We start from the raw sequence: 12073 nt of genomic DNA, 5'->3' as shown, positions 1-12073 counted from the left end.
CTGCACGTTGAGATTAACCTGACAGAGATGGATTTATCATACACCTGCGATCGCAGAAATATAGCGCCACGTTGGATAACGCCTCTCATCGTTAAACCGTTTTGTCATCTCCTGCTACACTGCCTCAACACATCACTCAAAAGGCAGGCCAACATGTCAGACAACAACACCTATCAGCCACCGAAAGTGTGGGAATGGAAGCAGAATGCCAACGGCGGCGCGTTCGCCAACATCAACCGTCCGGTGTCGGGCGCGACGCATGAGAAGGAACTGCCGGTCGGCTCGCACCCGCTGCAGCTCTACTCCCTGGGCACGCCTAACGGCCAGAAGGTTACCATCATGCTCGAAGAGCTGCTGGCGCTGGGCGTGACGGCGGCAGAGTACGACGCGTGGCTTATCCGCATCGGCGAAGGCGATCAGTTCTCCAGCGGTTTTGTTGAGGTGAACCCGAACTCGAAGATCCCGGCGCTGCGTGACCACTCCACCACCCCGCCGACGCGCGTGTTTGAATCTGGCAGCATCCTGCTTTATCTGGCGGAAAAATTTGGTCACTTCCTGCCAAAAGATCCGGCGGGCCGTACCGAAACCCTGAACTGGCTGTTCTGGCTACAGGGCGCGGCCCCGTTCCTCGGCGGCGGTTTTGGCCACTTCTACAACTATGCGCCGGTAAAAATTGAGTACGCGATTGACCGCTTCACCATGGAAGCCAAGCGTCTGTTTGACGTGCTGGATAAACAGCTGGCGCGCGGGCGTTACGTGGCGGGAGAAGAGTATACCATCGCCGATATGGCGATCTGGCCGTGGTTTGGCTGCGTGGCGCAGGGCAGCGTCTATAACGCCGCCGAGTTCCTCGATGCCGGGAAATACACCAACGTCCAGCGTTGGGCAAAAGACGTGGGTAACCGTCCGGCGGTCAAACGCGGGCGTATCGTCAACCGTACCAACGGTGAACTGAACGAGCAGCTGCACGAACGCCATGCGGCGAGCGACTTCGATACCCAGACCGAAGATAAACGTCAGGGCTAAAATGTGCGCCCGGTGGCGCTACGCGACCGGGCTGAAGACGGTTTTGGGCAGGCTGGTTCACCAAATCCAGCCTGCCTGAGTCGTCCTTTTGCCCCATCAGACTGTAAAAAATCCGCCAGACGCTGGGCGCGCGGCGTGATAACCGCACAGGCATAATCCGCGCGCGGGTTATAGGGCGCAGGGATATCCATCACCGTCAGCCCGGCAATCTGCCGAAGCGCGGCGGCATAGCTCGCGTAGCCGATAAACACCTCCGCCTGCCCGCTGAAAATAATCCACTGCGCGGCCAGCATCTCTGCCGGAATCGGTGAAGAATCGCGCCCGCCCACCAGGGCTATCGCCCGCGTCCTCAACGCCTCGCCCGCCTCTCCCATCCGGCTAAACAGCACCTGGGTGTAATCGCCGGACGGATCGGCTCCTGCCGTGGAAGTGGCAACCCGTAAGTCGCCGCGCATCAGCACCGACCGCCAGTCGTCCTGTGCGCGCAGCACATCGCTGCGCACCGTCAGGCAGAGCCTGTTGCTGGCGAACGGCGTCACGGACGCTGCCCGCCCGGCGCGCTGCAGCGCCAGAGGATGCTCGAGACTGGCGGAGGCAAACAGGTCGCACCGCTCACCGGCTTCGATACGTTCCCGTAGCAGCCCGGCGGGGCCAAACTGCGTGTCGACATGTTCCGGGAATTGCGCCATCAACGGCTGCCAGACGCTACGCAGGCTGCCCGCCGCCAGCACGTGCATCAGTCGATCCCCTGGTAGTGAGTGCGGTAGAAGCGCTGATACCAGTCGTCTGCCACCTTGCGCATGTCTACATCCGTAAACTTCTGCGGGTAGAGCTTTTTCGCCATCCACAGTTCGCCAATGCCCATTGCTTCCGGCATTGGGTAACCCCAGGCTTTGGCGTAGTCGGGCATCAGATAGACGCGGTGGTGTTTGACCGCATCAATCACCTGCCACTGCGGGCTTGTCATGATCTCATTGACGACGGACGGGTAGCGGTCCTGCACGAAGATCACCTGCGGGTTCCAGGCGATGACCTGCTCCATCGCCACGGTTTTGAAGCCCTGAATGGTCGATGCGGCAACGTTAACCGCGCCCGCGTGCGCCATCATCAGCCCGGTGTATTTCCCCGAGCCGTAGGTGGTGAGTTCCGGGTTAGCCATATAAGCGCGGACGCGTTTTTCGGCGGGGATAGCCTTCAGGCGGTCGCTCACCTTTTTGCGGCCCTGGTCGGTCGCCTCAATTAACGCCTTCGCTTCCGGCTGCTTATTGACGATCTCGCCAATCAGCGCGATCCCTTCGCGCAGCCCCTGATCGTAGGCTTTTTCCTCGTCGGCCATGGTCGGGTTCAGTTTGGCTTTTTCACCGGCTGCGTCGTGGCGCAGGGAGATCGCCACGACCGGGATGCCGAGGCTGGCGATTTTGTCGATCATCTCCTGCGGCGCATAGTTCGTGACAAACACCACCTGCGGTCTGAGCGCTACCAGTTTTTCCGAATCGACGTGCGTGAGATCGCCCAGCGTCGCTTTCTGGTTCAGCTCTGGCGCGAGACGCGCATAGCCCTCGCCCAGCTGCTGCTTCCAGTTCGCCATCACGCCGACGATTTTGTCAGTGGCATGCATTTGCACCAGCAGGTTAAGGGTTTGATGCTGAAGCACAACCACCCGATCGACGTCGTCGGGAATCGTCACCGTGCGGCCAATCTGGTCGGTTATCTGGCGAGACGCCTGAGAAGAAAGCGGAAGTAAAATCAGGGCGCAAAACGCCACTGCCTGCCAAAAGCGCTGTTTCATAATTTCCTCACATATCGTTATGCAATTGATTATATAACGATTGGATAAGGAAGTCGTGGTGTGCTTTGGGGGTAGCGCCGTCGGTACGGTGAAGCGACTATGGCCCTGATAAGGGGACGCTCGCCGATCCGTGCCGCAAATCCTCCTCTTTTTTCAACATCATATTTACAAGCCCGGATAATCTGGCAAGAATCGATTTATCTTCCCAGGAACAGACGCATGAAACAGGACAGACAGCAGAATATTATTGCCTTGCTGAGCCGCTGCGACTGGCTGACGACCGAGGCGCTGGCAGAACAGCTTGCCGTCAGCAAAGAGACGATCCGCCGCGATTTGAACGGGCTTCAGCAGCAGGGGCGGATCCTGCGCCAGCACGGACGGGCGCGGCTGCTCCATCCGGCCAGTCGCGACGGCGGCGAGCCGTTTGGCGCGCGCCTGAAAAGCCATTACGCCGACAAAGCCGATATTGCACGCCACGCGCTGGCGTGGATCGGCGAAGGGATGACCCTCGCCCTTGATGCCAGTTCGACCTGCTTTCACCTGGCGCGCCAGCTCCCCGACTGGGATCTCACCGTATTTACCAACAGCCTGCCGATCTGCCACGAAATCGCCAGGCGCGAGCGGATCACGCTGATCTGTTCCGGCGGCACGCTGGAGCGTAAGTACCGCTGTTACGTTAACCCTGCCCTGGCGACGCAGCTTAAAACCCTGGAAATTGATCTGTTTATCTTCTCCTGCGAGGGCGTCGACGAGGAGGGTAACCTGTGGGATCCAACCGAGCATAACGCCGCGTTTAAGGCCCACCTGCTCCGTCGCGCCAGTCAATCGCTGCTGCTGATTGATAAGAGCAAATTCCAGCGCTCAAGTGAGGTGAAAATCGGCCAGCTTTCGCAGGTGACCGAGGTGATCACCGACGCTCACCCTTCGAGACGGTAGCCCGCCATAAAGTAGCGCAACGCCACGCTTGAGTGCGTGTCTCTGAAGAAGTCCATCACCATGTCGCGATCCAGCCCGTAGCGACGCGTTAAAATTCCTGCCTCCCACGCGCTCAGCTGGCGATCCCCGGTCTTCTCAAACATTCGATGCGAAAAGCCCAGCACGAAGCCGCGCTTATAGTCAGAGCAGAAGTGTGCCACGTTCTTTGCCGTATCGGCCTGTGCCGCGCGCATGCCCGCCATCAGCCCTTTTCCAAAATGGTTATCCATCGCTACGCCCTCATCGTTGTATATAAAATTATATAGCGATATTTTAAGCGATAGCCAGTGAAAATGAAGGCCGCACGTGGCGGCCTTGAGGTGATTACGCTGAGAGGCGGAATTTCTGGACGGAGCGCTGCAGATCTTCCGTCTGGCGCTCCAGGGCGGAGGCCGCGGCGGAGACCTGCTCCACCAGCGAGGCGTTCTGCTGGGTCACGCCGTCCATCTGGGTAATGGCGATACCAACCTGCGAGATGCCCTTGCTCTGCTCTTCCGAGGCAGAGGCAATCTGCTTCATGATGGTGGTCACTTCGGTGATATCGCGTAGGATCGCTTCCATGGTGGTGCCGGTGTCATTAACCAGCTGCGCCCCCTGCGCCACGCGGGCAACCGAATCGGCAATCAGCCCTTCGATCTCTTTGGCCGCATTGGCGCTGCGGCTTGCCAGATTGCGCACCTCACCGGCGACGACGGCGAAACCGCGCCCCTGTTCACCCGCACGCGCCGCTTCCACCGCCGCATTGAGCGCCAGGATGTTGGTCTGGAACGCGATGCTGTTAATGACGGTAGTGATTTCCGCAATTTTCTTCGAGCTGCCTGAAATACCGCTCATGGTCGTCACCACCTCTTCCACCAGCGAGCCGCCCCGGCTGGCGGTGGTTGACGCCACATCCGCCAGCGCGCTGGCCTGACGCGCGCTTTCGGCGTTCAGTTTTACCGTCGCGGTGAGCTGCTCCATGCTGGCGGCGGTCTCCTCCAGCGCAGCGGCCTGCTCCTCGGTGCGTGAGGAAAGGTCGTTGTTGCCACTGGAGATCTCGGTTGCGCCGCGCCAGATATTTTCACTGCCGGAGCGGATGTTGCTGACCGCTTCACGCAGGCTGTCCTGCATTGCACTGAGCAGCGGCACCAGCTGCCCGACGCAGTTGCGGCCAATGGGTTCAATCGGCTGGCTGAGATCGCCCTGGGCAATCTGGCGGAACTGATGACGAATGCGATCCAGCGGTTTCACCAGCAGTGCCACCAGGTAGCGGTCGGTAAACAGCAGGATCAGCAGACCGATAATCGTGGCAACGACGATCACCGTGCGGGTCATGCTGGTCAGCCCATCCACCACCACGCGCGTGGTATCGAGCCTGTCGCCTGCGGCCTGGTTAAAGCGTTCGGCTGCGGCACCAAAGGCGCGGCTCAGCGGCGGGGTGACGTTGTTCGCCTGCTGGCGATAGCCCTCCAGCGAACCTTGCTGCGCCTGCTGCATCTGCGGCGTTACGCCCTGATCGAGCAACGCCTGCCAGGTGCCGATCACCTGGGCGGAGATCTGCTCATCCATTGGGCCTGGCGAAATGGCCTTCATCTGTTCCAGTTTTTTGGCCATGTTATCCAGCGCCTGCTTCGCTGAGGCTAAATCAGGCGTGCCGCCTGCGGCTTTGGCCTCCATTGCGCGGCCAAGACGGGTGACAAAGCGAAAGTACTGATCGTTACCCTGGCTCAGCACCGTCATCTGCTGCACCAGCTGGCGGTCAACATCGTTACCCTCGGAGACGCGGGAGAGTGACCAGGTGCTGTACAGGCCGACCCCCGCCCACATTAAACAAAAGATCCCGAGTATCGTCAGCATAACGAAGCGGATCGTGAAATTACGAAGCATCTGCATTGAGTTTTCCTTGCCGTGAGGGGAGATTCGCCCAGAGGCGAGACTTAATCTCGTTATCGGCAGGAAATGGCGAAGGTATACTGTTTCGCGACTCTTTTTCTCACATTTTTTATTTTCCCTTTCCCAGTCAGAAAACGATAATCGCGGAGCGGCAATACCCCCTCAAAATATATGTTTTTACATTTCAGCAGATGATGAAATGTAAACTTGCCGCACATTCAATTTTTTCTCCCCACAGGATACGCTTTTTTGTTCATCTGAATTTTCAATCAATCACGCCAGCATTGATCGTTATCGATAAAATTAGCCTGCTAACCATCCAAACATATTGATACCGCAAATACATTCGCATTTGTTTATTTGCTTAATTTATTTAAATTAACTTAATTTTGCTTTAAGTTTTATTACATCCAAAATGGCCAGGATGTTTCTTACTTTTACTTTTTTCATTTAAAAAGGAGATCTGTTCAATCAATCCCATTCAGAGAAAAACAAATGCGAAATTCTATGAAACGTACGCTGATCTCCCAGTGTATTTTACTGGCCTTAACCTCTTTTGGCGTCAGTGCAAAAACAACGCCAGTGTATCCAGACGTTCCGGCAAAATCATGCGAGAGCGGAAATAACAGCCAGACGTGCGGGTTAACAAAATATACCGACGGTAATTACTATCAGGATCCCGGTGCGACCAATGCCGTTATGGCTGACGCCACCTCTACCAATATTTATATGGACGGCCACCGCAAGAGCGGCGATACCCAGTCGTTAACCGTATCGGGTACGAATATGTCCGGCCATTATATTCAGGGCAGTAACGGCGGAACGGTCAATATTACCCTCAACAACGGCGCAACCGTCGATATGATTGAGGCAGGCAATATTGGCGCCACCACAAATACCACCGTTAACGTCGACCATTCGACGCTGAACGGTGAGAGCAGCACGGGTAAGTACGATAATCATAATAAGGATTATATGATGGGGTCCGCGATTTTCCTCGATCCCATGGATAAAGGCTATCACACCGTCAATATTACCAACGGCAGTGCGCTGCACGGGAGTATTGTGAGCGCGGGTGAAGGCGCACAGGCTATTTCCATGAGCAACAGCGCCATGGATAAAGGGGGTATTTATGCCGGCAGCCTTACATCAGATACCACTGTTTCTCTGACCAGTGCGACCGTCGATGCTTCGCAAAGTCTGATTGCAAAAAATATCGACTCGCTGGCCGAGGCGCTGTTTAAAAAAACTGGCATCAAAATTAATAACCCTGACGAATTCAACGATCTTGCCGTGGCGCTGTACGGCACCACCAACACTACGCTTGCGATGAATAACAGCACCGTAACCGGCGACGTGGCGATACTGAATGACAAAGGCACCACGACGGTAACGATGACCAATAAAAGCGTGGTGAACGGTGACGTAACGGTAGACGGCAGTACCGCCACTACGCTGCTGGTCGATAACAGTACGGTTAACGGCGACGTGGATACCAGCCACAACAGCGGCAATGCCACCGTAACCCTGCAAAATAACGCGACCGTAAACGGCGATGTCAAAACCGGCTCGGGCGATGACACGCTGGTATTAACCAACAATTCTCACGTCAACGGCAACGTGGACGGCGGAGCCGGCAGCGATACGCTCTCGATGGACGCAGGCAGCTCCATCACCGGCCAGATCAGCCAGTTTGAAACGGTGAATACCACCAGCGATAACAGCATCACCATCGATAAGATCAACGATGCCACCACCTGGAGCCTGCAGGATGGCTCAACCCTCGTGGCGAGCACCACCGGCAGCAACGCCCGGGTGAGCATGAGCACCGACAGCTTCGTCAACTTCGGTACCATTACCGGTGCAAATAACGCCATCATGGTCACCAGCATTACGCCAACGGCGCAAAACAAGAGCAACGTCATTCTCGGCACGTTCAGCACCGCCAGCAGCACCGCGCCGCAGAACTATGCAGCCGCGACCTTCACCAACGGCGAGAACAGCGTTGAGAACCGCAGCGGTGCGTACAACTATGACAACAGCCTCGACATTGTGCCAGCTGATGCGGCCCCGCAAACGATGCTGGCCGCTGATAACAGCTATAACTGGAACGTGGTGTTCAACAGCGCGCAAGGCTCGCTGGCAAGCGACGTTCAGGGGCTGATTGCCGGGCTGGACGCTGCCGAGCAGGCCGGTCACCAGGTTGCGGACGACATCAGCAACCACATGAACCAGGTGCACCTGGCGAATCTGCTGGGTCTGCAGCAGGACGGCGCGCAGGTCTGGGGCGACTTCCTCTATCAGAACGGAAACTTCAGCAACGACGTCGACTATAAAAGCATTACCCAGGGCGCGCAGGGCGGTGTCGACTGGACGGCGCACATGGACAACGGCGACAGCGTGACCGGCGGTATTGCCCTGGCCTGGACCCGCAGCCGCGTGCAGGACACCAGCGACGGGGTCGATAGCTTTAAGGACAGCGTTTACGGCAACTACTACAGCGTCTATGGCGGCTGGCAGCAGGCGCTGAACGGTAAATCCTGGGGCATGTTCGCCGACGGCAGCTTCAGCTATGGCGACATGCGCTATACCCTCTCAGCCAATAACGTGACGGGCAATACCAGCGGGATGACCGAGGCGCTGAACGGCTCCACCGACGGCAACCTGTACATTGCCCAGGCGCGTACCGGTGTGAACGTCCTGCTGCCAGGCGAAACCCTGCTGCAGCCGTACGCGACGCTTGGCTGGGAGCAGACCAAAGCCAACGGCTTCTCCGACAGCGAAGTAACCTTTGCCGACAGCCAGGTCTCTTCCTGGAACGGCGGCGCGGGGGTGCGTTTGACCACCACCCTGACCGATCTGAACAAGAACGTGCAGGTGATGCCGTGGGTTGACGCGCGCTTCCAGAAAGAGTTTAGCGACGATACCGACATCAAGGCCGCGGATTACCACAACACCTCCGGGCACAACAACGCGATGGGTATCTTTGGGGCAGGCATCAACGCCACCATCGCGCATAACTTCTCGCTGAATACCGGCGTGTATGTGGGAACGGGTGACGTGGATAACGATGCCAGCGTTCAGGCGGGGATGAGCTACAGCTTCTGATCCCCTTCACTTCCCGGCAGCGCGACGCTGCCGGGGCAAGCCTGTTTTGCAAGCCGGGCGTGCCCGGCTTGTTTGCGTTCAGCGCAAATACTTCTCGAACCATCCCAGCGTGCGCGTCCAGGCCAACTCTGCCGCAGCCTCGTCGTAACGGGGTGTGGAATCATTGTGAAAACCGTGGTTTACGCCGGGGTAGATATAAGCCTCGTAAACCGTGTTACTGGCTTTCAGCGCCGCCTCATAAGCGGGCCAGCCTTCGTTAATGTTCTTATCCAGTTCGGCGTAATGCAACAGCAGCGGCGCTTTGATTTTAGGGACATCCGCCGCCGCAGGCTGGCGACCGTAGAACGGCACCGCGCAGTTCAGCTCGGGATAGGCCACCGCCGCCGCGTTCGACACGCCGCCGCCATAGCAAAAACCCGTGATGCCGACCTTGCCGGTCGCCTCTGGGTGCGTTCGCATAAACTCGACGGCGGCAAAGAAGTCGTTCATCAGCTTTGTCGGGTCGACCTTCTGCTGGAGCACTTTGCCCTCTTCATCATTGCCCGGATAGCCGCCGACCGAGCTTAAGCCGTCCGGTGCCAGCGCGATGTACCCGGCTTTGGCGACGCGTCTCGCCACATCTTCGATATAGGGGTTCAGGCCGCGATTCTCATGCACTACCACTACCGCGGGCACGTTGCCGCTGGCTTTAGCCGGTTTGACCAGATAGCCGCGCACCTCGCCGTGCCCATTGGGCGACGGATAGTGAATGTATTCAGGAAGAATATCGGGGTCGGTGAATTTAACCTGCTCGGCCAGCGCATAGTTGGGCTTTAGCATGTTAAACAGCGCCAGCGCCGTTACGCCGCCCACCGTATAGCGTGCTGCAAGATTCAGAAACTCGCGTTTGGAGATTTTACCGTGTGCGTAATAGTCGTAGTAATCGAGCAATTCCTGCGGAAAATCTTTGGCGGTCAGGCGCGTCATCGCATCTCTCCGGGATTTGTGATTTGATAAGCATAGAATGAAAACGTTGTTTCGAAAATTCATCGACAAGAAAGGAGACATCATGTCCTGGCATCCCTACCCTGGCCGCTACGAAAATATGCAGTACCGCTTCTGCGGGCAAAGCGGCCTGCGCCTGCCCGCGCTGTCGCTCGGCCTGTGGCACAGCTTTGGCCACGTTCAGGCGCTGGAGTCCCAGCGCGCGCTGCTGCGTAAAGCGTTCGATCTCGGCATTACCCATTTTGACCTCGCCAACAACTATGGCCCACCGCCGGGCAGCGCCGAAGAGAACTTTGGTCGGCTGCTGCGCGACGATTTTGCCGGGTATCGCGACGAGCTGATTATTTCCACCAAGGCGGGCTACGACATGTGGCCGGGGCCTTACGGCTCGGGCGGTTCGCGTAAGTATCTCCTCGCCAGCCTCGACCAGAGCCTGAAGCGCATGGGCGTGGAATATGTCGATATTTTCTACTCCCACCGCGTCGATGAAAACACGCCCATGGAGGAGACGGCTGCGGCCCTGGCGCACGCCGTGCAGAGCGGCAAAGCGCTGTATGTGGGGATCTCCTCTTACTCGACGGAGCGAACCCGGATCATGGCCGGGCTGTTGAGCGAGTGGAAGATCCCGCTGCTGATCCATCAGCCGTCCTATAACCTGCTGAACCGCTGGGTCGATAAAACCGGGCTGCTGGATGCGCTGGACGCTAACGGCACCGGCTGTATCGCCTTTACGCCGCTGGCGCAGGGGTTGTTAACCGGAAAATACCTGAACGGCATTCCGGACGGATCGCGCATGCAGCGTGAAGGCAAGAAAGTGCGCGGACTGACGGAAAACATGCTGACCGAGGCCAACCTGAACAGCCTGCGCCTGCTTAACGAAATGGCGCACGCCCGCGGGCAGACGATGGCGCAGATGGCGCTGAGCTGGCTGCTGAAAGACGAGCGCGTCACGTCGGTGCTGATCGGTGCGAGTCGCCCTGAGCAGCTTGAGGAGAACGTTCAGGCGCTGGAAAACCTGCGCTTTACGGACGATGAACTGGCGCGAATTGACCAGCACGTTGCGGATGGTGAGTTGAATCTGTGGCAGGCGTCGTCAGATAAGTAAAGTGAACGGAAATACCCCCACAGCCGTATATTCCCCTCACCCTAACCCTCTCCCCTAAGGGGCGAGGGTTAGGTTCGATGCGCGCATAAATTTGTGCATGAGGGAAATTACTTCTTACTGATCTTATCCAGATACCCCATCACGAACGCCGACAGGACAAACGTCAGGTGGATAATGACATACCACATCAGCTTGTTGTCCGGTACGTTCTTCGCATCCATAAACACGCGTAAAAGATGGATGGAGGAGATCGCCACAATGGAGGCGGCCACTTTGTTTTTCAGCGAGGTGGCGTCCATTTTGCCGAGCCAGCTCAGCTTTTCTTTGCGCGCGTCGATGTCCAGCTGAGAGACAAAGTTCTCATAGCCGGAGAACATCACCATCACCAGCAGCCCGCCGACCAGTGTCATGTCCACCAGCGACAGCAGCACCAGAATCAAATCCGCTTCCGCAATGGAGAAGATGTTGGGCAAGACGTGAATAATTTCCTGGAAGAACTTGATCGTCAGAGCGATAAGCGCCAGGGAGAGGCCAAAGTAGACCGGCGCCAGGATCCAGCGAGAGGCGTACATTGCGTTTTCAAAAAAGCGTTCCATAGAGTCCTGTCTGCAAACGAAACCAGCGCTCAGTATATCTCAGGAGCGCTTACTGTTTGCAACAGCTAACCAACAAAGCACTTACACTTCCTGCGGGTTTACGTCCGGGCGCGCATATTCCGGCCACACCAGCGCCACCAGCTCCGGGTAGGCTTCAAGGCTGAACTCGCGAAAACACTGGCGCAGATTTAATACGTCCAAATCCGAATACGAGACCTTCTCGCCATTCAGACAACGTTTTTTGATATTGTCATAATATTTGTACACCGCCGAATTCAGGTCGCTGCAGCGGCGCTGTGCTTCAAACAACCCGGGCGTATCATTAATTTCAGCCATTTTCATGCGCTTAATAGTCGCATGCAAAAAGTCGATATATTCATGATTGACCCGCCAGTACCAAACCGGTGTTATCGCGTTCATCAATACCGAGAAATGATCTTCCCCTTCCTCTTTTGTCATCGGCTCTGGCTGTGGCGGGACGCTGGCATCCTTCGATACTTTGGTTTTATTGAACTCTTGCATCAATAAAAGAACGCCGGCGGTCAGTAATAGCAATGTAATGACCGTAAAGAAAATACTGTTCATGGGTAGGCTCCATTTTTTTTGATTTTAAAATTG

11 protein-coding genes are annotated in these 12073 nt (G+C 56.9%); 4 read left to right on the top strand and 7 right to left on the bottom strand.

Annotated features, from left to right (window positions below):
- The first annotated feature begins 153 nt into the window (after positions 1 to 153).
- Positions 154 to 1026 carry a glutathione-dependent disulfide-bond oxidoreductase gene (gene yghU, locus I6L58_RS16445; RefSeq protein WP_088208537.1) on the top strand — a complete coding sequence of 291 codons (873 nt, stop codon included), beginning with the start codon at positions 154 to 156 and terminating at the stop codon, positions 1024 to 1026.
- On the opposite strand, the gene I6L58_RS16440 is transcribed toward yghU, so the two are convergent.
- On the bottom strand, positions 1023 to 1763 hold the full coding sequence (locus I6L58_RS16440; protein ID WP_088208536.1) for a molybdate ABC transporter substrate-binding protein: 741 nt from the start codon (positions 1761 to 1763) through the stop codon (positions 1023 to 1025). The two genes, yghU and I6L58_RS16440, sit on opposite strands and share 4 nt — an antisense overlap.
- Positions 1763 to 2815, bottom strand: coding sequence for an ABC transporter substrate-binding protein (locus I6L58_RS16435; protein ID WP_088208535.1), 1053 nt, complete (start codon positions 2813 to 2815; stop codon positions 1763 to 1765). Before I6L58_RS16435 ends, I6L58_RS16440 begins: the two co-directional genes overlap by 1 nt.
- Before the next feature lie 219 nt (positions 2816 to 3034).
- On the opposite strand from I6L58_RS16435, the gene fucR reads away from it, so the two are divergent.
- Positions 3035 to 3751, top strand: coding sequence for an L-fucose operon activator (gene fucR / locus I6L58_RS16430; RefSeq protein WP_006178522.1), 717 nt, complete (start codon positions 3035 to 3037; stop codon positions 3749 to 3751).
- Here fucR and I6L58_RS16425 read toward each other — a convergent pair.
- Positions 3733 to 4020: a DUF2623 family protein gene (locus I6L58_RS16425; protein WP_006178523.1), complete on the bottom strand. Its 288-nt coding sequence runs from the start codon at positions 4018 to 4020 to the stop codon at positions 3733 to 3735. The two genes, fucR and I6L58_RS16425, sit on opposite strands and share 19 nt — an antisense overlap.
- Positions 4021 to 4114: 94 nt before the next feature.
- Complete coding sequence (locus I6L58_RS16420; protein WP_088208534.1) at positions 4115 to 5662, bottom strand: methyl-accepting chemotaxis protein; 1548 nt, start codon at positions 5660 to 5662, stop codon at positions 4115 to 4117.
- A gap of 507 nt (positions 5663 to 6169) precedes the next feature.
- Between I6L58_RS16420 and I6L58_RS16415 the strand changes: the two genes are divergently transcribed.
- Complete coding sequence (locus I6L58_RS16415) at positions 6170 to 8770, top strand: autotransporter domain-containing protein (RefSeq protein ID WP_254082126.1); 2601 nt, start codon at positions 6170 to 6172, stop codon at positions 8768 to 8770.
- Positions 8771 to 8848: 78 nt separating this feature from the next.
- Here the strand turns inward: I6L58_RS16415 and yghX are convergent, their stop codons facing one another.
- The gene (yghX, locus tag I6L58_RS16410; protein WP_088208532.1) at positions 8849 to 9736 is read right to left on the bottom strand and encodes a YghX family hydrolase; all 888 of its coding nucleotides are present in this window, start codon (positions 9734 to 9736) and stop codon (positions 8849 to 8851) included.
- An 82-nt stretch (positions 9737 to 9818) separates the two neighbouring features.
- Here yghX and I6L58_RS16405 point away from each other — a divergent pair, with 82 nt between their 5' ends.
- Positions 9819 to 10859: an aldo/keto reductase gene (locus tag I6L58_RS16405; RefSeq protein WP_088208531.1), complete on the top strand. Its 1041-nt coding sequence runs from the start codon at positions 9819 to 9821 to the stop codon at positions 10857 to 10859.
- A 107-nt stretch (positions 10860 to 10966) separates the two neighbouring features.
- Here I6L58_RS16405 and I6L58_RS16400 read toward each other — a convergent pair whose 3' ends face one another.
- Positions 10967 to 11455, bottom strand: a complete 489-nt coding sequence (locus I6L58_RS16400) for a TIGR00645 family protein (protein ID WP_006178530.1) — start codon at positions 11453 to 11455, stop codon at positions 10967 to 10969.
- Between the two features lie 81 nt (positions 11456 to 11536).
- The gene (locus I6L58_RS16395; protein WP_006178531.1) at positions 11537 to 12040 is read right to left on the bottom strand and encodes an ESA_00282 family adhesion-associated protein; all 504 of its coding nucleotides are present in this window, start codon (positions 12038 to 12040) and stop codon (positions 11537 to 11539) included.
- Between the last annotated feature and the right edge of the window lie 33 nt (positions 12041 to 12073).

This window comes from Enterobacter cancerogenus (genome assembly GCF_019047785.1).
Lineage (GTDB): Bacteria > Pseudomonadota > Gammaproteobacteria > Enterobacterales > Enterobacteriaceae > Enterobacter > Enterobacter cancerogenus.
Note: the sequence above shows the minus strand (reverse complement) of the source record. Positions and strands in the feature narration are given on the sequence as shown.